The following is a 25,485-nucleotide window of genomic DNA, read 5'->3' on the forward strand; positions in this document are numbered from 1 at the left end:
GAGCGGCACCTGATGAGAGAGGATTTGCAACATGGCATACAGTGAAAAGGTCATCGACCATTACGAGAACCCGCGCAACGTCGGCAAGATGGACGCCGAGGACCCGAATGTCGGTACCGGCATGGTCGGCGCCCCGGCGTGTGGCGACGTGATGCGTCTGCAGATCAAGGTCAACGAGCAGGGCGTGATCGAAGACGCCAAGTTCAAGACCTACGGCTGCGGTTCGGCCATCGCCTCCAGCTCCCTCGCCACCGAGTGGATGAAGGGCAAGACCCTGGACGAGGCCGAGTCGATCAAGAACACCCAGCTGGCCGAAGAACTGGCCCTGCCGCCGGTGAAGATCCACTGCTCCGTGCTCGCCGAAGACGCCATCAAGGCCGCCGTGCACGACTACAAGCAGAAGAAAGGTCTGCTCTGATCCCGAGGAGTCGCTAATGGCCATTACCATGACTGAAGCCGCCGCTCGCCATGTGCAGCGCTCGATCGACGGGCGTGGCAAGGGCGAGGGCATTCGCCTGGGTGTGCGTACCACCGGTTGCTCGGGCCTCGCCTACGTGCTGGAGTTCGTCGACGAGGTGGCAGGCGAGGATCAGGTGTTCGAAAGCTTCGGCGTCAAGGTGATCATCGATCCGAAGAGCCTGGCCTACCTGGATGGCACCGAGCTGGACTTCGTCCGCGAAGGCCTCAACGAGGGCTTCAAGTTCAACAACCCCAACGTGCGCGGCGAGTGCGGCTGCGGCGAGAGCTTCAACGTCTGAGGCTGGTTGTGGGTAGTCCCTGTCATTTCGCCCTGTTCGAGCTGCAGCCCGCGTTCCGCGTGGATCAGGCGCAGTTGGCCGCGCGCTATCGCGAGCTGGCCAAGGCCGTGCATCCGGATCGTTTCGCCGATGCTGGCGAGCGCGAGCAGCGCCTGGCGCTGGAGCAGTCGGCCAGCCTTAATGAGGCCTACCAGACCCTGAAGAGCGGGCCGCGTCGCGCGCTCTACCTGTTGGCGCTGGGTGGTCGCGAACTGCCGCTGGAAGTGACGGTGCAGGACCCCGAGTTCCTGCTCCAGCAGATGCGCTGGCGCGAAGAGCTGGAAGACCTGCAGGACAGTGCTGATCTGGCTGGCGTGGCGGCCTTCAAGCAGCGCTTGAAAGTGGCTCAGGAAGAGCTGGACGAAGATTTCTCCGCCTGCTGGAGCGATGCCGCGCGACGCGAAGAGGCCGAGCGCCTGGTGCGCCGCATGCAATTCCTCGACAAGCTGGCTCACGAAGTGCGCGATCTGGAAGAGCGCCTCGACGACTAACCCGGCGCAGCTTCGCGCTGCGCGCCTGACACCTAGAGCACCATGGCCCTACTGCAGATCGCCGAGCCCGGGCAGAGCCCGCAACCCCACCAGCGCCGCCTGGCGGTGGGCATCGACCTGGGTACCACCAATTCGCTGGTTGCCGCCGTGCGCAGCGGCCTTTCCGAGCCGCTGGCCGACGCCGAAGGGCGAGTGATCCTGCCGTCTGCCGTGCGTTATCACGCCGATCGCGTCGAGGTGGGCGAGTCCGCCAAGGCCGCCGCCGCGCTGGATCCGCTGAACACCGTGCTGTCGGTCAAGCGCCTGATGGGGCGTGGTGTCGAGGACGTCAAACAGCTAGGCGACCAGTTGCCCTATCGTTTCGCCGAGGGCGAGTCGCACATGCCGTTCATCGAGACGGTGCAGGGTGCCAAGAGCCCGGTAGAGGTGTCTGCGGAGATTCTGCGGGCCCTGCGCCAGCGCGCGGAAGCCACGCTGGGTGGTGAGCTGGTCGGTGCGGTGATCACGGTGCCGGCCTATTTCGACGATGCCCAGCGCCAGGCCACCAAGGACGCCGCGCGCCTGGCCAATCTCAACGTGCTGCGTCTGCTCAACGAGCCCACTGCCGCCGCCGTGGCTTATGGTCTGGACAAGGGCGCCGAGGGCGTCGTGGCCATCTATGATCTGGGTGGCGGTACTTTCGATATCTCCGTGCTGCGCCTGACCCGAGGCGTGTTCGAGGTGCTCGCGACCGGCGGCGACAGCGCTCTGGGTGGCGATGACTTCGATCATGCCATCGCCGGCTGGATCATCGAGCAGGCCGGTCTGTCCCATGATCTCGATCCTGCGGCCCAGCGCCGCCTGCTGCAGTCTGCCTGTGCGGCGAAAGAGGCGCTGACCGATGCCGATAGCGTATCGGTGGCTTACGATGGCTGGTCTGGCGAGCTGAGCCGGGCGCAGTTCGAGGCTCTGATCGAGCCGATGGTCGCCCGCAGCCTCAAGGCCTGCCGTCGCGCGGTGCGTGACGCGAACATCGAGATCGAAGAGGTCGAGGCAGTGGTCATGGTGGGTGGTTCCACTCGTGTGCCGCGCGTACGCGAGGCGGTGGGCGAGCTGTTTGGTCGTCAGCCGCTGACCGATATCGACCCGGATCAGGTGGTGGCCATTGGTGCTGCCGTCCAAGCCGACACCCTGGCCGGCAATCAGCGCGGCAATGGCGAGGAGCTGTTGCTGCTCGACGTGATTCCGCTGTCCCTGGGGTTGGAGACCATGGGCGGGCTGATGGAGAAGGTCATTCCGCGCAATACCACGATCCCGGTGGCGCGGGCCCAGGACTTCACCACCTACAAGGACGGCCAGAGCGCCATGGCCATCCAGGTGCTGCAGGGCGAGCGCGAGTTGGTCAAGGACTGCCGTTCCCTGGCGCGCTTCGAGCTGCGCGGTATTCCGCCGATGGTCGCCGGGGCGGCGAAGATTCGCGTGACCTTCCAGGTCGACGCCGACGGCCTGCTCAGTGTTGCCGCGCGTGAATTGGGTTCTGGTGTAGAGGCGAGCATCCAGGTCAAGCCTTCCTACGGCCTGACCGATGGCGAGATCGCGCGCATGCTGCAGGACTCCTTCAGCAATGCCGGTGGCGACAAGGCGGCTCGCGCCTTGCGTGAGCAGCAAGTCGAGGCTGAACGTCTGCTCGAGGCCGTGCAATCGGCGCTGGACGTCGATGGCCAGCGCCTGCTCGACGAAGACGAGCGAATCGCCATTCTGGCGGCCATGGAAGAGCTGCGCGCGCTGGCGGCTAGCGACGATACTCATGCCATCGAGCAGCAGACCAAGCGTCTGTCGCAGATTACCGACGCTTTCGCCGCTCGGCGGATGGACTCGACGGTTAAGGCCGCCCTGGCGGGGCGCAATCTGAATGAAATCGAGGATAACTGATGCCACAGGTCATTTTTCTGCCGCACGAGAAGTTCTGTCCTGATGGCATGGTTGTGGAGGCCGAGCCCGGCACTTCCATTCTCGATCTAGCTCATGAGCACCATATTGAGATGGAAAGTGCCTGTGGCGGCGTATGCGCCTGCACTACTTGCCACTGCATCATTCGTGAGGGCTTCGACTCGCTGGAAGAGGCGGACGAGTTGGAGGAAGACTTCCTCGATCGGGCCTGGGGCCTGGAGGCGCAATCGCGGCTGGCTTGCCAGGCTGTCGTTGGCACCGAAGACCTGACCGTCGAGATCCCGAAATACTCGCTCAACCACGCCGCCGAAGCGCCGCACTGAGTCAAGGAGCCGACATGAGCCTGAAATGGACCGACGTGCTGGATATCGCCATCGAGCTGGCCGAGAGCAAGGCGGATGTCGATCCGCGCTACGTCAACTTCGTCGATCTGCATCGCTGGGTGCTGGCCCTGCCGGATTTTGCCGATGACCCGCAGCGCGGCGGCGAGAAGGTGCTGGAGGCCATCCAGGCGGCGTGGATCGAAGAGCTCGACTGAGTCGCACCGCTTCAGGGCACGGCCCTACGCATTTCCCCCTAACCCGCGTATAATTCGCGGGTTTAATTTTTCGCTTTAACTTTCTGGAGCTTCACATGGCCGTTCAACGCACTTTCTCCATCATCAAGCCGGATGCCGTTGCCAAAAACGTCATCGGTGAAATCACCACCCGTTTCGAGAAGGCCGGCCTGCGCGTCGTTGCTTCCAAGATGGTTCAGCTGTCCGAGCGTGAAGCCGCCGGTTTCTACGCCGAGCACAGCGAGCGCGGCTTCTTCAAGGATCTGGTTGCCTTCATGACCTCCGGTCCGGTCATCGTCCAGGTTCTGGAAGGCGAAGACGCCGTTCTGAAGAACCGTGAGCTGATGGGCGCCACTAACCCGAAAGAAGCTGCTGCCGGCACCATCCGCGCCGACTTCGCCGTTTCCATCGACGAGAACGCCGTGCACGGTTCCGATTCCGAGGCTTCCGCCGCTCGCGAAATCGCGTACTTCTTCTCCGCCACCGAGGTGTGCGCTCGCATTCGCTAAGCGCGAACCGGCGAGGGTGAATCCATGACTGATGCTGCCAAGACCAACCTGCTGGGGCTGACCCAGCCCGAGATGGAGAGCTTCTTCGAGAGCATCGGAGAGAAGCGCTTCCGTGCCGGTCAGGTCATGAAGTGGATTCACCATTTTGGCGTCGAGGATTTCGACGCCATGAGCAATCTCGGCAAGGCCCTGCGCGAAAAGCTCAGCGCCTGCGCCGAGATTCGCGGTCCTGAGATCGTCAGTCAGGACATCTCCAGCGATGGCACCCGCAAGTGGGTGGTGCGCGTGGCGTCCGGCAGCTGCGTCGAGACCGTGTATATCCCGCAAGGCGGCCGTGGCACCCTTTGTGTGTCGTCCCAGGCTGGCTGTGCGCTGGATTGCAGTTTCTGTTCCACCGGCAAACAGGGCTTCAACAGCGACCTGACTGCCGCGGAAATCATCGGCCAAGTGTGGATCGCCAACAAATCCTTCGGCACCGTACCGGCCAAGATCGACCGCGCCATCACCAACGTGGTGATGATGGGCATGGGCGAGCCCCTGCTGAATTTCGACAATGTCGTACCTGCCATGCAGATCATGATGGATGATCTCGGCTACGGCATTTCCAAGCGCAAGGTGACCCTGTCCACCTCTGGCGTGGTGCCGATGATCGACAAGCTGGCGACCGTCACCGATGTGTCCCTGGCTCTGTCTCTTCACGCACCGAACGACGAGTTGCGCAACCAGTTGGTGCCGCTCAACAAGAAGTATCCGCTGGAAGTGCTGCTGGCGGCTTGCCGCCGCTACATCGAGGGTCTGGGCGAGAAACGCTTCCTGACCGTCGAGTACACCCTGCTCAAGGACGTCAACGACCAGCCGGAACATGCTGCGCAGATGATCGCACTTCTCAAGGATTTCCCTTGCAAGATCAATCTGATTCCGTTTAATCCCTTCCCCCACTCCGGTTACGAACGGCCGAGCAACAACGCCATTCGCCGCTTCCAGGATCTGCTGCACAAGGCCGGCTTCAATGTCACTGTGCGCACCACCCGTGGCGACGACATCGACGCCGCCTGCGGGCAGCTGGTCGGGCAAGTGCAGGACCGTACCCGCCGCAGTGAGCGTTATATCGCCGTACGCCAGCTGGGTAACGAGGCCGCAGAGCCTCGCGATGCTGCCAACCGAAATTGAAGGGGGAGTAATTCATGACCTCGCGCGCTGCGCTGTACTTGCTTCTTGGTTGCCTTCTGGTCGGTTGCGTTACTGAAGGCAACGTTGATCCAATGAAAACCGGCAAGGGGAGAGATGAAGCGCGAGATGCATTCATTCAATTGGGCATTGGTTATCTCCAGCAAGGTGAAACCGGGCGTGCGAAAGTTCCACTTAAGAAGGCTTTAGAGCTTGATCCGAGCAGCGCTGATGCTCATGTGGCTCTGGCTCTGGTTTTTCAGCGAGAGATGGAGCCGGAACTCGCAGATGCACATTTCAGAAAGGCTCTTTCTCAAAATGGGAGCGATGCCAGAGTTCTCAATAACTACGGCTCCTTCCTGTTTGAGCAGAAACGTTACGAAGATGCACTAAGCAAATACGCCAAGGCCGCTGAAGATAGTTTGTATCCAGAGCGCGCCAGAGTTTTCGAAAACATGGGGTTGACTGCGCTACAACTTGGCAAGACTGGGGATGCCAAACTGTACTTTGAGCGTGCGCATCGCCTCAGCCCTCGTCAGCCTCGAACTTTGCTGGAGTTGGCATCGTTATCTTATGCGTCGCAGGACTTTGTTCAGGCCAGAAAGTACTACGACGAATTCCAGCGGGGATCAGGGCAGAATGCACGCAGCCTTTTACTCGGTGCGCGTCTGGCCAAAGTCTTCGAAGACCGCGACCACGCCGCCAGCCTCGGCCTGCAGCTGAAACGCCTCTATCCGGGCACCCCGGAATACCAGCAATACTTGTCGGAGCAGTGATGAAATCTACGCATCCTGAAGTTGCTGCCGCGCCCCGGATCAATCCCGGAGAGACGCTGCGCAAGGTGCGCGAGAGCCGAAGCCTGGCGCTGAACGATGTCGCCGTGCAGTTGAACCTGACTGCCCAGGCTCTGCGTAATGTGGAGGCGGGTGCCTTCGATCAATTGCCGGGACATACCTTCGCGCGTGGCTATATTCGTGCCTACGCCAAGTTGATGGGCATGGATCCCAGCCGTCTTGTCAGCGATTTTGACCACTACACCGGCACCGATGCCAATGGCAGTAGCGTCGCCAGTCTGGCGCGTATCGAAGAGCCGGCCCGGGTGTCGCAGAGCCTGGTGAAGGTCTTCAGTATCGTGGCCCTGGCCGCTCTGGGCGGTGTTGGCTTCTTCTGGTGGCAGGGCGAGACCGCACGCCTGGGCGCCGGCTCGGCCAAGGCGCCCATCGAGCATGTCGAAGTGGAGGCCGCAGACGGCACCACCGAAATTCATCCTCTGGACGAGCCGGAAGATCAGGCGGTCGCCGAAGCTCAGGCGGAAGCGCCCATCGCCGATATCCCGCCTGCTATCGACCCTGCGGCCAACGCCGAAGCGTCGCCAAGCGCCGAGATCAATCCAGCCGCTCCGGCACAGTCTGCTGCTCAGCCAGCGCCGGTTGTGCCGGCAGCGCCTCAGGCGTCGGCCAATGCCGAGCAACAGGCTCCTGTTGCCGCTGCGCCGCAATCGACCGAGCCGGCTGTTACTGCGCAGACTTCGGTTCCGGCCACGCCAGCTACCGAGCCGGCGGCGCCGGTCGCCAGCGCTCCGGTAGCGGCCGCTGCCGGTGAGGCCTTGGTCAATCTGCAGTTCACCGCCGATTGCTGGACCCAGCTCACCGATGCCAATGGCAAAGTGCTGCTTAGCGCCCTCAAACGCCGTGGCGACAGCGTCGAACTGGTTGGCAAGGCCCCGCTCGAGTTGCGCCTGGGTTACGCCCGCGGTGCCGTGGTGCTGGTCAATGGTCAGCCGGTCGATGTCGCTTCCTCCACCCACGGTGAAACCGCCCGCCTCAAACTGGGGCAGTGAGCCAGACCATGCATTGCGAATCTCCCATCAAGCGTCGCCTGTCCCGCAAGATCTGGGTCGGCTCGGTACCGGTTGGCGGCGATGCGCCGATTGCCGTGCAGAGCATGACCAACACCGAGACCTGTGACGTCGATGCCACGGTCGGCCAGATCCATCGTCTCGAAGATGCCGGCGCCGATATCGTGCGCGTCTCGGTGCCGTCCATGGAGGCGGCCGAGGCCTTCGGCAAGATCAAGCAGCAGGTGAAAGTGCCGCTGGTGGCCGATATCCACTTCGATTACCAGATCGCCCTGCGTGTGGCCGAGCTGGGCGTCGACTGCCTGCGCATCAACCCGGGCAACATCGGTCGTGAAGACCGCGTCAAGGCCGTGGTCGAGGCCGCGCGCGACAAGGGCATCCCGATCCGCATCGGCGTCAACGCCGGTTCGTTGGAGAAGGACCTGCAGAAGAAATACGGCGAGCCGACGCCCGAGGCGCTGGTGGAGTCCGCTCTGCGCCATGTCGAGCACCTCGATCGCCTGAACTTCCCCGATTTCAAGGTCAGCGTTAAGGCTTCCGACGTGTTCATGGCTGTCGCCGCCTATCGCCTGCTGGCCAAGCAGATCGAGCAGCCGCTGCACTTGGGCATCACCGAGGCCGGCGGTCTGCGCTCCGGCACCGTGAAGTCCGCGGTCGGCCTGGGCATGCTGCTGGCCGAGGGCATCGGCGACACCATCCGCATCTCCCTGGCCGCCGATCCGGTGGAGGAGATCAAGGTCGGTTACGACATCCTCAAGTCCCTGCGCCTGCGTTCGCGGGGCATCAACTTCATCGCCTGCCCGAGCTGCTCGCGGCAGAACTTCGACGTGGTCAAGACCATGAACGAGCTGGAGGCGCGGGTCGAAGACCTGCTGGTGCCGCTGGACGTCGCCGTGATCGGCTGCGTGGTCAACGGCCCGGGCGAGGCCAAGGAGGCCCATATCGGCCTTACCGGCGGCTCGCCGAACAACCTGGTGTACATCGACGGCGCGCCAGCCTCGAAACTGAACAACGACAATCTGGTGGACGAGCTGGAGAAGCTCATCCGCCGCAAGGCGGCCGAAAAGGCCGAAGCCGACGCAGCCGTTATCGCCCGCGGCTGATAAGGAAGATTCGTGAGCAAGACCCTGCAAGCCATCCGTGGCATGAACGACATCCTGCCGGAGCAGACGCCTGCCTGGCGCTACCTGGAAGGCACTCTGGCTAGCCTGCTCGACGGCTATGGCTACAAGGAAATCCGCCTGCCCATCCTCGAGTTCACCGAGCTGTTCGCCCGTGGTATCGGCGAGGGTACCGACGTGGTGGACAAGGAGATGTACACCTTCCTCGACCGCAACGAGGAGTCCCTGACCCTGCGTCCGGAAGGTACCGCCGGTTGCGTGCGCGCCGTACTGGAGCACGGCCTGTCCGGTGGTGGCCAGGTGCAGAAGCTGTGGTACGCCGGCCCGATGTTCCGCTACGAGAAGCCGCAGAAGGGGCGCTATCGCCAGTTCCACCAGATCGGCGTGGAGGCTTTCAATCTGCCGGGTCCGGACGTCGATGCCGAACTGATCGTGCTCACCGCGCGTTTGTGGCAGCAGCTCGGCCTGGCCGATGCGGTGACCCTGCAGCTCAACAGCCTGGGCTCCAGCGAGGCGCGTGCGGCCTACCGCGATGCCCTGGTGGCCTACCTCAACGAGCGCTTCGAGCAGCTCGACGAAGACAGCCAGCGCCGCCTGACCACCAATCCGCTGCGCATTCTCGACAGCAAGAACGCCCAGACCCAGGCCCTGCTGGTCGGCGCACCGACACTGTCCGACTATCTTGACGAGGAGTCGCGCCTGCACTTCGAGGGCGTCAAGGCACGCCTGGACGCTGTGGGCATCCGCTACGAGATCAACAACAAACTGGTTCGTGGCCTCGACTACTACAACCGCACCGTGTTCGAGTGGGTCACCGACAAACTCGGCGCCCAGGGCACAGTGTGCGCCGGCGGCCGTTACGACGGCCTGGTCACCCAGCTGGGCGGCAAGGCCACGCCGGGTGTCGGCTTCGCCATGGGCGTCGAGCGCCTGGTGCTGCTGCTGGAGACCCTGGAGCTGCTGCCGGCCGAGCTGAACGCCCCGGCGGATGTTTATCTGTGCGCCTTCGGCGAGGCCGCTGAGCTGGCCGGCCTGGGCCTGGCCGAGCGGCTGCGCGACGCCATTCCCGGTCTGCGCCTGCTGGTCAACAGTGGCGCTGGCAGCTTCAAGAGCCAGTTCAAGAAGGCCGACAAGAGTGGCGCACGCTTCGCCCTGATCCTGGGAGAGGACGAACTGACCGCCCGCGTGGTAGGTTGCAAGCCCCTGCGCGACGACGCAGAACAACAGAACATTGGCTGGGATGCGTTGGCACAGCATCTGGCCGCCTGCCTGCAGGCCTGAGAATAAAGAGAATCAAGGAGTTATTGGGGTGAGCATGACCGAAGAAGAACAAATTGCGCAGATGAAGGACTGGTGGCAGCGCAATGGCAAACCCCTGCTGACTGGTGGTGCCCTGGCCCTGGCCATCGTGGTCGGCTGGCAGGCCTGGCAGCAGTACCAAACCAACCAGGCCCAGGGTGGCGGCGCGCTGTATCAGCAACTGCTGGAAACCACCCTCACTCCTACCGGCCAGCCGGATGCCGGCAAAGTCACCGAACTGGCCGACAAGCTGAAATCCGAGTACGGCGGCAGCACTTACGCCCAGTACGGCAGCCTGTTCGTCGCCAAGGTGGCGGTGGACAACGCCAAGCTGGATGACGCCGTGGCCGAGCTCAAGCCGCTGGTGGACAAGCCCGCCGATGCCACCATCGGCGAACTGGCGCGCCAGCGTCTGGCCCGTGTGCTGGCCGCCCAGGGCAAGACCGAAGAAGGCCTCAAGCTGCTCGAAGGCGAGGCGGAAAAGGCCTGGCTGGCCAGCCGCGAAGAACTCAAAGGCGACCTGCTGGTACAGCTCGGTCGCAGCGATGAAGCCCATGCGGCCTACCAGAAGGCCAAGGATTCTCTGTCCGAGGACGCCGCTGTGGGCGGCCTGCAGATGAAGCTCGACGACCTGGCGAAAGGGGATGCCTGACGTGATGCGTTGGAAGAATGCCGCAGTGCTGGCCCTGGCCGTAGTGGCCGTGGGTTGCAGCAGCAACAGCAAGAAGGAACTGCCGCCGGCCGAGCTGCCCGATATCCAGGAAGAAGTACGCCTGGACGCTCAGTGGAGCCGCTCCATCGGTGATGGCCAGGGCGAGCTGTACAACCAGCTGACCCCCGCCGCCGACGGCGAGCGCCTGTACGCCGCCTCTGCCGATGGCGAAGTGGTCGCCCTGGATCGTCTGACCGGCGACAAGTTCTGGGAAGTCGAACTGGACCTGCCGATCTCCGGCGGCGTCGGCGCCGGCTACGGCCTGGTGCTGGTCGGCACCCTCAAGGGTGAAGTGGTTGCGCTGGACTCCAGTAACGGCGAAGAGAAATGGCGTGCCCGCGTGACCAGCGAAGTGCTGTCCGCGCCGGCCACCAACGGCGACGTCGTCGTGGTGCAGACCCAGGACGATCGCCTGATCGCCTTCGACGCCAGCACCGGCGAGCAGCGCTGGATCTACGAGAACAGCCCGGCCGTGCTGACCCTGCGTGGCACCAGCAGCCCGGTGATGACCAACCGCCTGGTGATGGCCGGCCTGTCCACCGGCAAGGTCCTGGCCCTCGACGCCAGCCGTGGCATCCCGGTTTGGGAACAGCGTGTGGCCGTGCCGCAAGGCCGTTCCGAACTGGAGCGCGTGGTTGATATCGACGGCAACCTGCTGCTCTCCGGCGGCACCCTGTACGTGGTGACCTACCAGGGCAATGTCGCGGCCATCGACGTGGAAAGCGGTCGTCCGCTGTGGAACCGCGAAGCCTCCAGCTACGTGGGCCTGGCCCAGGGCTTCGGCAGCGTCTACGTCAGCCTGGCCAGCGGCGCCGTGGAAGGCGTCGACGAGGGCTCCAATTCCGCCCTGTGGAACAACGACGCCCTGCAGCGCCGCCAGCTGTCGTCGCCGGAAGTGTTCTCCAGCTACGTGGCGGTCGGTGACTTCGAAGGCTACCTGCACCTGCTGAGCCAGGTGGACGGCCACTTCGTCGGCCGCAAGAAGATCGACGGCGACGGCCTGCGTGCCCGTCCGCTGGTGGTCGGTGACTGGATCTACGCCTACGGCAATAGCGGCAAGCTGGTCGGCCTGACCATCCGCTAAGCTGTTTTGCAATGTCCGGCCGCTGCCGTTCTACGGCAGCGGCCTTTGTGTTTTCTGGATTTAGCTGTGGAGGAGCCCAATGGTTCCGGTAATCGCCCTGGTGGGCCGTCCCAATGTGGGCAAGTCGACTCTGTTCAACCGCCTGACCCGCAGCCGCGATGCCATTGTCGGTGACCTGGCCGGCCTGACCCGCGATCGCCAGTATGGCGATGCCAAGTGGGAAGGGCGCAGCTACATCCTGGTCGACACCGGCGGCATCACCGGCGACGAGGAGGGCATCGACGAGAAGATGGCCGAGCAGTCGCTGCTGGCCATCGAAGAGGCCGACGTGGTGCTGTTCCTGGTCGACGCACGTGCCGGCCTGACCGCCAGCGACCAGATGATTGGCGAGCACCTGCGCAAGCGCAACAAGCGCAGCTACCTGGTGGTGAACAAGATCGACAACATCGATCCGGACATCGCCCGCGCCGAATTCGCCCCGATGGGCATGGGCGAAGCCCTGCCGATCGCCGGTGCCCATGGTCGCGGCATCACCCAGCTGCTGGAGACTACGCTCGGTGAGTACCCACGTGACGAGGACCACGATGCCCTCGACGAGAACGTCGCCGAGGGTGAGGAAGCCAAGCGCATTCCCGGGCCGAGCGAGAAGGATGGCATCAAGATCGCCATCATCGGCCGGCCCAACGTCGGCAAGTCGACCCTGGTCAATCGCATGCTCGGCGAGGAGCGCGTGGTGGTCTATGACCAGCCCGGCACCACCCGCGACAGCATCTACATCCCGTTCGAGCGCAACGAAGAAAAGTACACGCTGATCGACACCGCCGGCGTGCGCAAGCGCGGCAAGATCCACGAGGAAGTGGAAAAGTTCTCGGTGGTGAAGACCCTGCAGGCGATCAAGGACGCCAACGTGGTGATCTTCGTCATGGACGCCCGCGAAGGTGTGGTCGACCACGATCTCAACCTGCTCGGCTTCGCCATCGAATCCGGTCGCGCCCTGGTGATCGCCCTGAACAAGTGGGACGGCATGGAGCCCGGCGAGCGCGACTATGTGAAGACCGAGCTGGAGCGCCGGCTGTTCTTCGTCGATTACGCCGACATCCACTTCATCTCCGCCCTGCACGGCACCGGCGTGGGCAACCTGTACAAGTCGGTGCAGGCCTCGTTCAAGTCGGCGATCACCCGCTGGCCGACCAGCCGCCTGACGCAGATCCTCGAGGACGCGGTGCAGGAGCACCAGCCGCCGATGGTCAGCGGCCGGCGCATCAAGCTGCGCTATGCCCACCTCGGTGGTGCCAACCCGCCGCTGATCGTGATCCACGGCAACCAGGTCGATGCGGTACCGAAGTCCTACACTCGCTACCTGGAAAACACCTTCCGCCGCGTGCTCAAACTGGTCGGCACGCCGATCCGCATCGAGTACAAAGGTGGCGATAACCCCTACGAGGGCAAGAAGAACACCCTCACTGACCGCCAGGTGAACAAGAAGCGCCGCCTGATGAGCCACCACAAGAAGGCCGAGAAGAAGCGCAAGGACAAGAAGCGCTGATTCACCCGCGTTCCAGACAAAGGCGCAGCAGCTTCGGCTTCTGCGCCTTTTTCATGGGTGTCGCTGCTGCATCCTGAGCGGGCCATCGGCTATCCTCGCGGCTCGCACCACGCCAGCAGGAAGTCCCGATGCTCGCCAGCAAACTGCCCAATGTCGGCACCACTATCTTCACCCGCATGTCCCAGCTCGCCGCGGAAGTCGGCGCCATCAACCTGTCCCAGGGCTTTCCCGACTTTGACGGCCCGCAGGCCCTGCGCGAGGCCGTTGCCCGTCATGTGCTGGAGGGGCGCAACCAGTACTGCCCGATGACCGGCCTGCCGGCCCTGCGCCAGCAAGTGGCGGCCAAGATCGCGCGCAGCTACGGCGTGCAGCGTGATGCCGACAGCGAGATCACCATCACTCCCGGCGCCACCGAGGCGATCTTCTGCGCGGTGCAGGCGCTGATCCATCCCGGCGACGAGGCCATCGTCCTCGATCCCTGCTATGACAGCTACGAGCCTTCGGTGGAACTGGCCGGCGGCCGCTGCGTGCATGTGCCGCTGGCCCTGCCGGACTTCGCCGTGGACTGGCAGCGCCTGGCAGATGCCATCACTCCGCGTACCCGGCTGATCTTTATCAACTCGCCGCACAACCCCAGCGGCGCGCTGCTCACTCGTGACGATCTGGATCGTCTGGCTGCGCTGATCCGTGGCCGTGATATCCACATCATCAGCGATGAGGTCTACGAGCACCTGATCTTCGACGGCGCCCGTCATGCCAGCGTGCTGGCCCACGAGGAGCTGTACGCCCGCGCCTTCGTGGTCAGCTCGTTCGGCAAGACCTACCACGTCACCGGCTGGAAGACCGGCTACGTAGTGGCGCCGCCAGCGCTCACCGCCGAGCTGCGCAAGATCCACCAGTACGTCAATTTCTGCGGGGTGACTCCGCTGCAGCACGCCTTGGCCGATTTTATGGCTGCATGTCCGCAACATGTGGAGGAGCTGCCGGCCTTCTACCAGGCCAAGCGCGACCTGTTCTGCGACCTGCTGGCCGGCTCGCGCTTCCGCTTCACCCGTGCACCGGGCACCTACTTCCAGCTGGCCGACTACTCGGCCATCCGCCCGGACCTGGATGACGTGGCCATGGCCGAATGGCTGACCCGCGAGCAAGGCGTGGCGGCCATCCCGGTATCGGTGTTCTACCGGCAGGCACCGAGCGAGATGCGCCTGGTGCGCTTCTGCTTCGCCAAACGCGAGGAGACGCTGCGCGTGGCAGCGGAAAAACTATGCGCGATCTGAGCCAATTGCCCGACCTCGAACTGGCGCTGATCCAGAGCGAGCTGGACTGGCACGACGCCGCTGCCAACCGCACGCGCTTCGAGCCGCTGCTGGAACAGGCCCGTGGCGCCGACCTGGTGGTGCTGCCGGAGATGTTCAGCACCGGCTTCTCCATGCATTCGGTCGAACTGGCCGAGCCAGAGGACGGCCCGACCACCGCCTGGCTACGCGAGCAGGTCCGGCGCATCAATGCGGTTGTGACCGGCAGCCTGATCATCCAGGCCGCCGACGGCAGCTACCGCAACCGCCTGCTATGGGCGCGCCCGGACGGCTCGCTGTCCCACTACGACAAGCGCCACCTGTTCCGTATGGCCGGCGAGCACAAGCACTACAGCGCCGGCACCGAGCAGGTGCTGCTGGAAGTGAAGGGCTGGCAGGTGCGACCGCTGATCTGCTACGACCTGCGCTTCCCGGTATGGAGCCGCGACCCGCACAACACCGACCTGCTGCTCTATACCGCCAACTGGCCGGGCGCGCGCCGTCACCACTGGAACCGTCTGCTGCCGGCGCGGGCCATCGAGAACCTGTGCTATGTCGCTGCGGTAAACCGCATCGGCAGCGACGGCAATGGTCACCCCTACAGTGGCGACTCCCAAGTGCTGGACTTCCAGGGCGAGACCCTGCTGGCCCCAGGCGAGGCGAGCGGTGTGTTCCGCGTGCGGCTTTCGGCCGCCGAGCTGGCGGCCTATCGCGAGCGCTTCCCGGCCTATCGGGATGCCGATGGCTTCAGCCTGGATTGATCGGTCGCCCAGATGACAACGCCGGGTCCGAGCCCGGCGTTGTCGTTTCTCAGGCCTGCAGGCTGGCCATGTCGATCACGAAGCGGTACTTCACATCGCTCTTGAGCATGCGCTCGTAAGCCTGGTTGATCGCCTGGATCGGGATCATCTCGATGTCCGAGACGATGTCGTGGGCGGCGCAGAAGTCGAGCATCTCCTGGGTCTCGGCGACACCACCGATCAGCGAGCCGGCGATGCGGCGGCGCTTGAAGATCAGGCCGAACACGTCCGGCGACGGGTGCGGCGAGTCCGGGGCGCCGACCAGGGTCATGGTCGCGTCGCGCTTGAGCAGGTTGAGGAAAGGATTGAGGTCGTGCGGCGCGGCCACGGTGTTGAGGATGAAGTCGAAGCTGTTGGCGTGTGCGGCCATCTCCTCGGCGTTCTTCGACACCACCACTTCGCTGGCGCCCAGGCGCAGGGCGTCTTCACGCTTGTTCGGCGAGGTGGTGAACAGCACCACGCGGGCGCCCATGGCAGCGGCGATCTTCACGCCCATATGGCCGAGGCCGCCCAGGCCGACGATGCCGACCTTCTGTCCCGGGCCGACCTTCCACTGGCGCAGCGGCGAGTAGGTGGTGATGCCGGCGCACAGCAATGGCGCTACGGCAGCCAGCTGGGCGGGGTCGGTATGGCTGATGCGCAGGACGAAGCGCTGTTCGACCACTATGTGCTGGGAGTAGCCGCCGAAGGTGTTCTCGCCGCCGAAGACCGGGCCGTTGTAGGTGCCGGTGAAGCCGCTCTCGCAGTACTGCTCCAGGTTCTCGTTGCAGGAGGCGCAATGGCGGCAGCTGTCGACCATGCAGCCGACGCCGGCCACGTCACCGACCTTGAACTTGGAGACGTTGCTGCCGACCGCAGTGATGCGGCCGACGATCTCGTGGCCCGGCACCGATGGGTACAGGGTGTTGTTCCATTCGTTGCGCGCGGTGTGCAGGTCCGAGTGGCAGACGCCGCAATAGAGGATGTCGATGGCCACATCGTCCGGGCCGACGGCGCGGCGCTGGATCTCGACGGGCGCCAGCGGGGTGTGCGGGGCCTGGGCGGCGAAGGCGAGGGTCTTGCTCATGGAGGTCTCCTTGGCGAATCGGTAAGCCAGGGAGAGGTTAGAGCAGGGTGGCCGGGGCTGGTTTGCCCAATCCTGCCGAATCCATGCCCAGAGATGCGGGCATGAAAAAGGGGGCCGCAGCCCCCTGATTCAAACGCGCTGTGCTCAGGCCGCCTGTACTTCTGTCTGTGCCAGTGCGCGGTTGAGGGCGCTGAACAGGGCGCGGAAGGTCGCGGTGGTCAGGTTCTCGTCGATGCCGATGCCGTGCAGCGGGCGGCCACCGTTCAGGCGTACCTCGATATAAGCCACGGCCTGGGCGTTGGTGCCGGCGCTGATGGCGTGCTCGTGGTAGTCCATGATCTCGATGTTCTGCGGCAGCGCGGCGACCAGCGCCTCCAGCGGGCCCTTGCCGGTGCCGTGCTTGCGGCGGGCTTCGCCTTCGTAGCTGACGTCGACGTCGACGGTGCAGATGCCGTTCTCTTCCTGCAGGCGATGGCTCTTCAGCACGTACGGGCTGTCGGCTTGCAGGTACTCGCTCTGCAGCAGGCCGTAGATCTGCTGGGCGGTCATCTCCAGGCCGAGGCGGTCGGTTTCGCGCTGCACCACCTGGCTGAATTCGATCTGCATGCGGCGCGGCAGGCTGATGCCGTATTCCTGTTCGAGCAGGAAGGTGATGCCGCCCTTGCCGGACTGGCTGTTTACGCGGATCACCGCCTCGTAGTCGCGGCCGATGTCGGCCGGGTCGATCGGCAGGTACGGCACTTCCCAGACGCCTTCCGGGTCCTGCTGGGCGAAGCCCTTGCGGATCGCATCCTGGTGCGAGCCGGAGAAGGCGGTGTGGACCAGGTCGCCGACGTACGGATGGCGCGGGTGCACCGGCAACTGGTTGCACTCTTCCACCACCTTGCGCACGGCGTCGATGTCGGAGAAGTCCAGCTCGGGGTCGACGCCCTGGGTGTAGAGGTTCAGCGCCAGGGTCACCAGGCAGACGTTGCCGGTGCGCTCGCCGTTGCCGAACAGGCAGCCTTCCACACGGTCGGCACCGGCCATCACGGCCAGTTCCGAGGCGGCGACGCCGGTGCCGCGGTCGTTGTGGGTGTGCACGCTGATCAGCACGCTGTCGCGGCGGGCGACGTGGCGACCGAACCACTCGATCTGGTCGGCGTAGTTGTTCGGCGTGGCGCACTCGATGGTGGCCGGCAGGTTAAGGATCAGCTTCTGCGCTGGGGTCGGCTCGAACACGCCGATCACCGCGTTGCACACCTCGACGGCGAAGTCGATTTCGGTGGAGCTGAACACTTCCGGCGAGTACTCGAAGCCCCACTGGGTCTCCGGCTGCGCGGCGGCCAGGCGCTTGATGATCCGCGCGGCGCTGGTGGCGATCTCGACCACGCCGGCCTTGTCCTGGTTGAAGACGATTCGGCGGAAGCTCGGCGCGGTGGCGTTGTAGTAGTGGACGATGGCCTTCTTCGCGCCCTTGAGCGACTCGAAGGTGCGAGTGATCAGGTCCTCGCGGGCCTGGGTCAGCACCTGGATGGTCACGTCGTCAGGGATGTGGCCGCCTTCGATCAGTTCGCGGACGAAATCGAAGTCGGTCTGCGAGGCGGACGGGAAGCCCACTTCGATCTCCTTCAGACCCACGGCGACCAGGCACTTGAAGAAGCGCATCTTCTTCTCGGCGTCCATCGGCTCGATCAGCGACTGGTTACCGTCGCGCAGGTCGGTGGACAGCCAGATCGGCGCCTTGTCGATGATCTGGTCCGGCCAGGTACGGTCGGGCAACTGCACCTGGGTGAACGGGCGGTACTTCTTCGAAGGGTCTTTGAGCATGGTCATCGGGGGTAATCCTTGGGCGGCGGCAGGCCGGGCGAATCGAGAAATCGAAGTGTGCGTCGGAGGCGGGATTCAGCCACGCAGTCGTGGGCTGACCAGGCGCTGGCAGGCGTGTTGACGCAGCAGAATGAGGGTATGGGCCGTGTTCATGCTGACAACCCTACTGCTGGAGGTTAAAGCTGGCAAGGCTTGTGCGAAAAACGCGGATTGCTTGCGCTGATTATCTTGGATGAAAGAAATATTGCTGAACTAAGTTTTTATGCTGGATTTTATTGCGCGAGCACTTAGGGCTTGAACGCCCCGATAAAGATCGCCGGGTCGACGCGGGCGTCGTTGAGGCTGACGTTCCAGTGCATGTGCGGCCCGGTGGCGCGGCCGGTGGCACCGACGCGGCCGATTACGCCGCCGCGCGGCAGCTCCTGGCCCAGTTGCACGTCGACCTTGGACATATGGCAGAACATGCTGATCAGGCCCTGGCCGTGGTCGACGAATACCGTCTTGCCGTTGAAGAAGTAATCGCCAATCAGCGTTACCTTGCCGGCGGCTGGGGCCTTGATCGGCGTGCCGGCGCCCACGGCGAAGTCCAGCCCGGAGTGCGGGTTGCGCTCCTCGCCATTGAAGAAGCGGCGCAGGCCGAAGGGCGAGGAGAGCGGGCCGTTGACCGGTTTGTCGAACAGCAGGTTGCTCGGCTGGCGGGCGCTGAACTGCTGGTAGGCGCGGGTCTGCTCGGCCAGCTCGCGCTCGATGCGCGCCAGGTTCTTCGGGCTCGGGTTGACCTGTTCCTTGTTCTTCAGGGTGATGCGCTGTTCGCGGTAGTGCTTGGCGCCGACCTGGAAGCTCAGCGCCTGGCCGTTCGCCTCGATCTGCTGCGGGCCCGGTTTGACCGTCAGCGGGATGCCGACGATGGCGATCCAGCGCTGGCCTTCCTCCTTCACCACCAGCACCGGTTTGCCCTGGTAGCGGGCCTGCGGCGCAGCGGGGCCGTCGCCAAGGTCGAGCACGGCGACGCCGCCGGGGACCGGCTTGTTCAGCAGGCGGGTGATAAAGCCATCGGCATGCGCGGGCAGGGCAAGGCTTAGCAGCAGGCTGACAAGTAGGCGCTGCAGGAGCGAGCTTTGCTCGCGAAGCTTCTTCGTAGCTGATGTTCGCGAGCAGAGCTCGCTCCTACGGATAGTGGCGGGCATGGGTTTATCCAGAAATCAATCCAGTAGGGAAAGGGTCACCGGGGTGAGGTGGTTGTCCTCGACCCGTACATCGAGTTGGCCTTCGCCCAGGCGCGCCTTGAGGCGCTGACCGGGGCGGGTCTGGGCGGCGCTGCGCACGGCCTGGCCGCGCTCGTCGAGGAGGATGCTGTAGCCGCGACCGAGGGTGGCCAGTGGGCTGACGATATGCAGGGTCTGGGCAAGGCTCTGCAGCTGCTGCCGTTGCTCGCGCAGACGTGCCTGGGTGGCGCGCGGCAGGCGTTCGCCCAGGCTATCCAGGCGCTGGCGCAGCAGGGCCAGGGCGCGGCCCGGGTGCTGGGCGTGCAGGCGGCCTTCCAGGCGCGCTAGGCGCTCGTGGCGGCTGGTGGACTGCTGGGTGAAGGCGCGGCGCAGGCGCATGTCCAGGTCGTCCAGGCGTTGGGCCTGCTGGCGTAGGCGCTCGCCGGGATGGCGCAGGCGCCGGGTCAGGCTTTCCAGGCGCAGCTGTTCACGGTTCAGGCGCGTCTGCAGGCTCAGCGCCAGACGCCGGGTCAGACCGTCGAGGCGGCGTTGCAGGTCGGAGCTGTCCGGTGCCAGCAGCTCGGCAGCGGCCGAGGGCGTGGGGGCGCGCACGTCGGCGACGAAGTCGCTGATCGACACGTCGGTCTCATGGCCGACGGCGCTGACCACCGGCGTGACGCAGGCGGCCACGGCGCGCGCCACGGCTTCCTCGTTGAAGCACCACAGGTCTTCCAGCGAGCCGCCGCCACGGGCCAGGATGATCGCGTCGAAGCCGGCGCGGTCGGCCAGTTGCAGGCCGCGGACGATCTGCGCGGTGGCCTCGCGGCCCTGCACGGCGGTGGGAATCAGGGTCAGAGCCACCTGTGGCGCGCGGCGGCGGAACACGCTGATGATGTCGCGGATCACCGCGCCGGTCGGCGAGCTGACGATGCCGATGCGCTGCGGGTGGGCGGGCAGGGCGCGTTTGCGCTCGTTGGCGAACAGGCCCTCGGCGGACAGTTTCTCTTTCAACGCCTCGAAGGCCAGGCGCAGGGCGCCGTCGCCGGCCGGCTCCACCGTGTCGAGGATGAGCTGGTAGTCGCCGCGCCCCTCGAACAGCGAGACCTTGCCGCGCACTCTCACCGCCAGGCCGTCGCGCAGCGCCTGGCGCACGCGGGCGGCGTTCTGCCGGAACAGCGCGCAGCGCACCTGGGCCTGGCTGTCCTTCAGGGTGAAGTAGAGATGGCCGGAGGCGGGCTTGGCCAGGTTGGAGATCTCGCCTTCGACCCAGACCTGGGCGAACACGTCCTCCAGCAACAGGCGGGCGCGGTTGTTCAGTTGGCTGACGCTGAGGGTGTCGCGGTCGAGACCGAGGCGCTGGAAGGGATCGTTGAGCATGGCGGCATGATAAAGGCTTTACTGAAACAGCCATAGGCGCTTGACCGGTGCCGCGTGGTCATTAAGCTGCGCAGCCGTTTTTGCCTTGCGGTATTGCCATGAGCGACCAGATCATCCTCGTTCCGCGCATCTCCAGCCTGCCCGGCCACGAGGCCAAGGCCTGGAGCATCCTGCGCTGGCTGATCAAGCGCGACATCGTCGAGCAACTGCCGACCACCTGCGGCCGTGGCGCGCGTGGCATGGCCCACGCCATCGCGCCGGGCGCGCGGCAGATCGTCCAGCGTCCCGAGCTGCTGCCTTATGGTCAGGCGCTCAATGGTCTGGAGATAGTCACCAAGCGCTGCATCTATACGCCTACCGAGGGTTTCCTCGAGGAAGCCGGCTGCGCGGAGTGCCGCCAGGAGATCGGCGAGGCGCTTTTCGCCAGCCTGGAGGAGTGGATGCCCGGGCAGACCGACAACTTCACCTGCCCGGAATGCGGGCATGAAGACGACATCAACGGCTTCCTGTTCCTGCAGCCCTGCGCCTTCTCCAACCTCGGTTTCATCTTCAATGGCTGGGGCGCAGCGGGGTTTCGCCCGGCCTTTCTCGAAGAGCTGACCGAGCGCCTGGGGCAACCGTTGGCCCAGGTTCAGGTAAAGAGCTGAGAACCTGTTTACGATCTGCTGAGCGTCGGCCAAACAAGGTTCAAAACTCCCTCAGAATGCTCATTTACCACTCGTAAACGGCGCTTCTTCGGTCGTTTCACCCTCGTTTTGCTCTAGCTCGCGAGATCGTAAACAGGTTCTGAGCGGGCGAAACCGCGCATTGAGTGATGGCGGGTGGCTAGGTATAATGCCGCGCTTCTTATTTTTCCCTCCCGGGAGCCCCGCCATGCTGCGCATCAGCCAAGAAGCACTGACCTTCGACGACGTTCTGCTCATCCCCGGTTACTCCGAAGTCCTGCCCAAGGACGTCAGCCTGAAGACCCGCCTGACCCGTGGCATCGAGCTGAACATCCCGCTGCTGTCCGCCGCGATGGATACCGTCACCGAAGCGCGCCTGGCCATCGCCATGGCCCAGGAAGGCGGCATCGGCATCATCCACAAGAACATGACCATCGAGCAGCAGGCTGCCGAGGTGCGCAAGGTCAAGAAATTCGAGGCCGGCGTGGTCAAGGACCCGATCACCATCGAGGCCGATGCCACCGTACGCGACCTGTTCGAACTGACCCGCCAGCACAACATCTCCGGCGTACCGGTGCTGAGCAACGGCGACCTGGTCGGCATCGTCACCTCCCGCGACGTGCGCTTCGAGAATCGCCTGGACGCCCTGGTGCGTGACGTGATGACGCCGAAAGAGCGCCTGGTCACCGTCAAGGAAGGCGCCACCAAGGAAGCCGTGCGCGAGCTGCTGCACAAGCACCGCATCGAGAAAGTCCTGATCGTCGACGACGCCTTCAACCTGAAGGGCATGATGACCGTCAAGGACATCGAGAAGGCCAAGGCCTACCCGCTGGCCAGCAAAGACGACCAGGGCCGCCTGCGCGTTGGCGCCGCCGTCGGTACTGGTGCCGACACCGGTGACCGGGTTGGCGCACTGGTCGCCGCCGGCGTCGACGTGATCATCGTCGACACCGCACACGGTCACTCCAAAGGCGTGATCGACCGCGTACGTTGGGTCAAGGAGAACTTCCCGGAGGTCCAGGTGATCGGCGGCAACATCGCCACCGGTGACGCCGCCAAGGCCCTGGTCGCCGCCGGCGCCGATGGCGTCAAGGTCGGCATCGGCCCGGGCTCCATCTGCACCACCCGTATCGTCGCCGGCGTCGGCGTGCCGCAGATCAGCGCCGTGGCCAACGTCGCCGCCGCCCTGGCCGGTACCGGTGTTCCGCTGATCGCCGACGGCGGCATCCGTTTCTCCGGTGACCTGTCCAAGGCCATCGTCGCCGGCGCCTCCGCCGTGATGATCGGTTCCATGCTGGCCGGTACCGAAGAAGCTCCGGGCGAAGTCGAACTGTTCCAGGGCCGTTCCTACAAGGCCTACCGCGGCATGGGCTCGCTGGGCGCCATGGCCCAGGCCCAGGGCTCGTCCGACCGTTACTTCCAGGACTCCTCGGCCGGTGCCGAGAAGCTGGTGCCGGAAGGCATCGAAGGCCGCGTGCCGTACAAGGGTGCGATGAGCGCCATCGTCCACCAGCTGATGGGCGGCCTGCGCGCCTCCATGGGCTACACCGGCTGCGCCACCGTCGAGGACATGCGCACCAAGCCGGAGTTCGTGCGCATCACCGGCGCCGGCATGGCCGAGTCGCACGTGCACGATGTGCAGATCACCAAGGAAGCACCGAATTACCGGGTCGGTTGATCGACGCTTTATAGAAGAACGCACGGGGCTGACTGATCAGCCCCGTGTCATTTGCGAATTCCGCTACGAGAGACGGCCATGGCCCACGACATTCACGCCCACCGCATCCTCATCCTCGACTTCGGTTCCCAGTACACCCAGCTGATCGCCCGCCGCGTGCGCGAGATCGGCGTGTACTGCGAGATCCACCCGTTCGACATGTCCGACGCCGACATCCGTGCCTTCGCCCCGCGCGGCATCATCCTCGCCGGCGGTCCTGAGTCCGTGCACGAGGCGGGCAGCCCGCGCGCGCCGCAGGCGGTGTTCGACCTGAACGTGCCGCTGTTCGGCATCTGCTACGGCATGCAGACCATGGCCGAGCAGCTCGGCGGCAAGGTGGAAGGCTCCGACCTGCGCGAGTTCGGCTACGCCCGCGTCGACGTGGTCGGCAAGGCTCGCCTGCTCGACGGCATCGAAGACCATGTGGACACCGACGGTGTGCTGGGTCTGGACGTGTGGATGAGCCACGGCGACAAGGTCACCGCCATGCCGGCCGGCTTCCACATCCTGGCCAGCACCCCGAGCTGCCCGATCGCCGCCATGGCCGACGACAGCCGCGCCTACTACGGCGTGCAGTTCCACCCGGAAGTGACCCACACCAAGCAGGGCGGTCGCATCCTCTCGCGCTTCATCCTCGACATCTGCGGCTGCGAAGCCCTGTGGACCCCGGCCAATATCGTCGAAGACGCCATCGCCACGGTGCGCGCCCAGGTGGGCTCGAACAAGGTGCTGCTGGGCCTGTCCGGCGGCGTCGACTCCTCGGTGGTCGCGGCCCTGCTGCACAAGGCCATTGGCGACCAGCTGACCTGCGTGTTCGTCGATAACGGCCTGCTGCGTCACAAGGAAGGCGACCAGGTGATGGCCATGTTCGCCGAGAACATGGGCGTCAAGGTGATCCGCGCCAACGCCGAAGAACTGTTCCTCGGTCGTCTGGCTGGCGTCAGCGATCCGGAAGAGAAGCGCAAGATCATCGGTCGCAGCTTCATCGAAGTGTTCGATGAGGAAGCCACCAAGCTCAAGGACGTGAAGTTCCTCGCCCAGGGCACCATCTACCCGGACGTGATCGAGTCGGCCGGCGCCAAGACCGGCAAGGCCCACGTGATCAAGTCGCACCACAACGTCGGTGGCCTACCGGAGGACATGCAGTTCTCCCTGGTCGAGCCGCTGCGCGAGCTGTTCAAGGACGAGGTGCGCAAGATCGGCCTGGAACTGGGCCTGCCGTACGACATGGTCTACCGCCACCCGTTCCCGGGCCCGGGCCTGGGCGTGCGCATCCTCGGCGAGGTGAAGAAGGAGTACGCCGACCTGCTGCGCCTGGCCGACCACATCTTCATCGAAGAGCTGCGCAACTTCGACTGGTACCACAAGACCAGCCAGGCCTTCGTGGTGTTCCAGCCGGTGAAATCGGTCGGCGTGGTCGGTGACGGCCGTCGCTACGCCTGGGTCGTCGCCCTGCGCGCCGTGGAAACCATCGACTTCATGACCGCACGCTGGGCGCACCTGCCCTACGAGCTGCTGGAGAAGGTCTCCAACCGCATCATCAACGAGATCTCCGGCATCTCCCGCGTCACCTACGACGTGTCGAGCAAGCCGCCGGCGACCATCGAGTGGGAGTGATCCCGCGCTAGGGTCGCCAGAACGGGGCGAGTGGAGACACTCGCCCCGTTTGCATTTCAACCGTAGCGAAGCTGGCACTGCTCGCAGTAGTAGCTCTGGCGCTGGGTGCGCCCCAGCTTGGCCTTGCTCAGAGGGATGGCGCAGCGCGGGCAGCGGCTCTGCCGGTGGACCTGCCAGTGCTGCTTGAGCACGAAGGCCTTCTTCCAGGCGAGGAAGTCGAAGGCGTACTGGCGTACCTCGCTCACCAGCTCCCGCAGCTTGTCGACGGGCAGTGCGCCCAGCGGGCTCAGCGGGTGCACCTGGATACGAAACAGCACCTCGTTCTTGAAGATGTTGCCGGCCCCGGCGAACACCTGCTGATCGAGGATCGCATCGCAGGCCAGGGTGGCGGGCATCGTCTGCAGCTTGGCCAGGGCCAGCTCGGCGTCCCACTCATCGGCAAGGGTGTCGCAACGCCAGTCGTAGTGTTGGCTGAGTGGCGTCTGCAGGAGTTGCACCGAGCAGCCGTAGAAGTTCAGCTCGCCATTGGCGAAGCCCAGGCTCAGGCGCGGTGCCGCGTCCTTGCGCTCGTCGATGCGGTAGCTGCCGAACAGCAGCAGATGGATGCGCACCGCCACGTCTTCCAGCTCGATCAGGAAATGCTTGCCCCAGCTGCGCAGGGCCTTCACCCGCTGGCCATGCAGGCGCTGCAAGTCGACCTTGCTGTTGCCCTCGACACGCAGGATGCGCTGGCCGGCGAAGCGCTCGGTTTCCTCGCGCAGAATCAGGATGCTGGGGCCTTCGGGCATGCTGTGTGCTCCTGTCGGGATTTGCCGGTAGACCCGTTGCCCGCGCGTAGAGTTGCGGCAATCCGCCGCGCGCTCCT

25 protein-coding genes are annotated in these 25,485 nt (G+C 64.8%); 20 read left to right on the forward strand and 5 right to left on the reverse strand.

Annotation, left to right across the window (positions count from 1 at the left end; genetic code table 11):
* Positions 1 to 31: 31 nt before the first annotated feature.
* The 17 genes from iscU to N7607_RS04105 all read left to right on the forward strand — a co-directional run bounded on the left by iscU (position 32) and on the right by N7607_RS04105 (position 15,125).
* Positions 32 to 418 carry a Fe-S cluster assembly scaffold IscU gene (iscU, locus tag N7607_RS04025; protein WP_137971085.1) on the forward strand — a complete coding sequence of 129 codons (387 nt, stop codon included), beginning with the start codon at positions 32 to 34 and terminating at the stop codon, positions 416 to 418.
* Positions 419 to 434: 16 nt separating this feature from the next.
* A complete protein-coding gene (gene iscA, locus N7607_RS04030) occupies positions 435 to 758 on the forward strand; it encodes an iron-sulfur cluster assembly protein IscA (protein WP_279864310.1) in 324 nt (107 codons plus the stop codon).
* Positions 759 to 766: 8 nt separating this feature from the next.
* Positions 767 to 1,288: a co-chaperone HscB gene (hscB, locus tag N7607_RS04035; RefSeq protein ID WP_279864309.1), complete on the forward strand. Its 522-nt coding sequence runs from the start codon at positions 767 to 769 to the stop codon at positions 1,286 to 1,288.
* A gap of 42 nt (positions 1,289 to 1,330) precedes the next feature.
* Positions 1,331 to 3,199: a Fe-S protein assembly chaperone HscA gene (gene hscA, locus N7607_RS04040; RefSeq protein ID WP_279864308.1), complete on the forward strand. Its 1,869-nt coding sequence runs from the start codon at positions 1,331 to 1,333 to the stop codon at positions 3,197 to 3,199.
* A complete protein-coding gene (fdx, locus tag N7607_RS04045; protein ID WP_279864307.1) occupies positions 3,199 to 3,540 on the forward strand; it encodes an ISC system 2Fe-2S type ferredoxin in 342 nt (113 codons plus the stop codon). The genes hscA and fdx overlap by 1 nt, the downstream gene beginning before the upstream one ends.
* Before the next feature lie 14 nt (positions 3,541 to 3,554).
* Complete coding sequence (gene iscX, locus N7607_RS04050; RefSeq protein WP_137971090.1) at positions 3,555 to 3,755, forward strand: Fe-S cluster assembly protein IscX; 201 nt, start codon at positions 3,555 to 3,557, stop codon at positions 3,753 to 3,755.
* Between the two features lie 95 nt (positions 3,756 to 3,850).
* Positions 3,851 to 4,282 carry a nucleoside-diphosphate kinase gene (ndk, locus tag N7607_RS04055; RefSeq protein ID WP_043308688.1) on the forward strand — a complete coding sequence of 144 codons (432 nt, stop codon included), beginning with the start codon at positions 3,851 to 3,853 and terminating at the stop codon, positions 4,280 to 4,282.
* A 24-nt stretch (positions 4,283 to 4,306) separates the two neighbouring features.
* Complete coding sequence (gene rlmN, locus N7607_RS04060; protein ID WP_279864303.1) at positions 4,307 to 5,452, forward strand: 23S rRNA (adenine(2503)-C(2))-methyltransferase RlmN; 1,146 nt, start codon at positions 4,307 to 4,309, stop codon at positions 5,450 to 5,452.
* 14 nt (positions 5,453 to 5,466) lie between these two features.
* Positions 5,467 to 6,225, forward strand: a complete 759-nt coding sequence (gene pilW / locus N7607_RS04065) for a type IV pilus biogenesis/stability protein PilW (RefSeq protein ID WP_279864302.1) — start codon at positions 5,467 to 5,469, stop codon at positions 6,223 to 6,225.
* Positions 6,225 to 7,289 (forward strand): helix-turn-helix domain-containing protein, encoded by a 1,065-nt coding sequence (locus N7607_RS04070; RefSeq protein ID WP_279864301.1) that lies wholly within the window; start codon positions 6,225 to 6,227, stop codon positions 7,287 to 7,289. Before pilW ends, N7607_RS04070 begins: the two co-directional genes overlap by 1 nt.
* A gap of 8 nt (positions 7,290 to 7,297) precedes the next feature.
* Positions 7,298 to 8,410: a flavodoxin-dependent (E)-4-hydroxy-3-methylbut-2-enyl-diphosphate synthase gene (gene ispG, locus N7607_RS04075; RefSeq protein ID WP_279864300.1), complete on the forward strand. Its 1,113-nt coding sequence runs from the start codon at positions 7,298 to 7,300 to the stop codon at positions 8,408 to 8,410.
* 12 nt (positions 8,411 to 8,422) lie between these two features.
* On the forward strand, positions 8,423 to 9,709 hold the full coding sequence (hisS, locus tag N7607_RS04080) for a histidine--tRNA ligase (RefSeq protein WP_279864299.1): 1,287 nt from the start codon (positions 8,423 to 8,425) through the stop codon (positions 9,707 to 9,709).
* A 34-nt stretch (positions 9,710 to 9,743) separates the two neighbouring features.
* Positions 9,744 to 10,379, forward strand: a complete 636-nt coding sequence (locus tag N7607_RS04085; RefSeq protein ID WP_279864298.1) for a tetratricopeptide repeat protein — start codon at positions 9,744 to 9,746, stop codon at positions 10,377 to 10,379.
* On the forward strand, positions 10,372 to 11,523 hold the full coding sequence (gene bamB / locus N7607_RS04090) for an outer membrane protein assembly factor BamB (protein ID WP_137971096.1): 1,152 nt from the start codon (positions 10,372 to 10,374) through the stop codon (positions 11,521 to 11,523). Before N7607_RS04085 ends, bamB begins: the two co-directional genes overlap by 8 nt.
* Before the next feature lie 79 nt (positions 11,524 to 11,602).
* Positions 11,603 to 13,069 carry a ribosome biogenesis GTPase Der gene (der, locus tag N7607_RS04095; protein WP_279864297.1) on the forward strand — a complete coding sequence of 489 codons (1,467 nt, stop codon included), beginning with the start codon at positions 11,603 to 11,605 and terminating at the stop codon, positions 13,067 to 13,069.
* Between the two features lie 128 nt (positions 13,070 to 13,197).
* Complete coding sequence (locus N7607_RS04100; protein ID WP_279864296.1) at positions 13,198 to 14,346, forward strand: pyridoxal phosphate-dependent aminotransferase; 1,149 nt, start codon at positions 13,198 to 13,200, stop codon at positions 14,344 to 14,346.
* Positions 14,334 to 15,125 carry an amidohydrolase gene (locus N7607_RS04105; RefSeq protein ID WP_279864295.1) on the forward strand — a complete coding sequence of 264 codons (792 nt, stop codon included), beginning with the start codon at positions 14,334 to 14,336 and terminating at the stop codon, positions 15,123 to 15,125. The genes N7607_RS04100 and N7607_RS04105 overlap by 13 nt, the downstream gene beginning before the upstream one ends.
* A gap of 49 nt (positions 15,126 to 15,174) precedes the next feature.
* Here the strand turns inward: N7607_RS04105 and N7607_RS04110 are convergent, their stop codons facing one another.
* The 4 genes from N7607_RS04110 to xseA all read right to left on the reverse strand — a co-directional run bounded on the left by N7607_RS04110 (position 15,175) and on the right by xseA (position 20,621).
* Positions 15,175 to 16,230 carry an NAD(P)-dependent alcohol dehydrogenase gene (locus N7607_RS04110; RefSeq protein ID WP_279864294.1) on the reverse strand — a complete coding sequence of 352 codons (1,056 nt, stop codon included), beginning with the start codon at positions 16,228 to 16,230 and terminating at the stop codon, positions 15,175 to 15,177.
* Positions 16,231 to 16,374: 144 nt separating this feature from the next.
* On the reverse strand, positions 16,375 to 18,045 hold the full coding sequence (gene leuA, locus N7607_RS04115) for a 2-isopropylmalate synthase (protein ID WP_279864293.1): 1,671 nt from the start codon (positions 18,043 to 18,045) through the stop codon (positions 16,375 to 16,377).
* A 281-nt stretch (positions 18,046 to 18,326) separates the two neighbouring features.
* Entirely contained in the window at positions 18,327 to 19,148 is an 822-nt protein-coding gene (locus tag N7607_RS04120) for a M23 family metallopeptidase (RefSeq protein ID WP_279864556.1), read from the reverse strand.
* A gap of 93 nt (positions 19,149 to 19,241) precedes the next feature.
* Positions 19,242 to 20,621 (reverse strand): exodeoxyribonuclease VII large subunit, encoded by a 1,380-nt coding sequence (gene xseA, locus N7607_RS04125; protein WP_279864291.1) that lies wholly within the window; start codon positions 20,619 to 20,621, stop codon positions 19,242 to 19,244.
* 98 nt (positions 20,622 to 20,719) lie between these two features.
* Between xseA and N7607_RS04130 the strand changes: the two genes are divergently transcribed.
* From N7607_RS04130 to guaA, 3 genes are all read left to right on the forward strand, one after another.
* A complete protein-coding gene (locus tag N7607_RS04130; protein WP_279864290.1) occupies positions 20,720 to 21,268 on the forward strand; it encodes a sugar ABC transporter ATPase in 549 nt (182 codons plus the stop codon).
* A gap of 226 nt (positions 21,269 to 21,494) precedes the next feature.
* Complete coding sequence (gene guaB / locus N7607_RS04135) at positions 21,495 to 22,964, forward strand: IMP dehydrogenase (protein WP_279864289.1); 1,470 nt, start codon at positions 21,495 to 21,497, stop codon at positions 22,962 to 22,964.
* 78 nt (positions 22,965 to 23,042) lie between these two features.
* Positions 23,043 to 24,620: a glutamine-hydrolyzing GMP synthase gene (gene guaA, locus N7607_RS04140; protein WP_279864287.1), complete on the forward strand. Its 1,578-nt coding sequence runs from the start codon at positions 23,043 to 23,045 to the stop codon at positions 24,618 to 24,620.
* A gap of 56 nt (positions 24,621 to 24,676) precedes the next feature.
* Here guaA and N7607_RS04145 read toward each other — a convergent pair whose 3' ends face one another.
* Positions 24,677 to 25,408: a DNA-formamidopyrimidine glycosylase family protein gene (locus N7607_RS04145; RefSeq protein WP_279864286.1), complete on the reverse strand. Its 732-nt coding sequence runs from the start codon at positions 25,406 to 25,408 to the stop codon at positions 24,677 to 24,679.
* Between the last annotated feature and the right edge of the window lie 77 nt (positions 25,409 to 25,485).

Origin of the sequence: Pseudomonas sp. GD04019, assembly GCF_029837695.1 — a bacterium.
Classification (GTDB): Bacteria; Pseudomonadota; Gammaproteobacteria; order Pseudomonadales; family Pseudomonadaceae; genus Aquipseudomonas.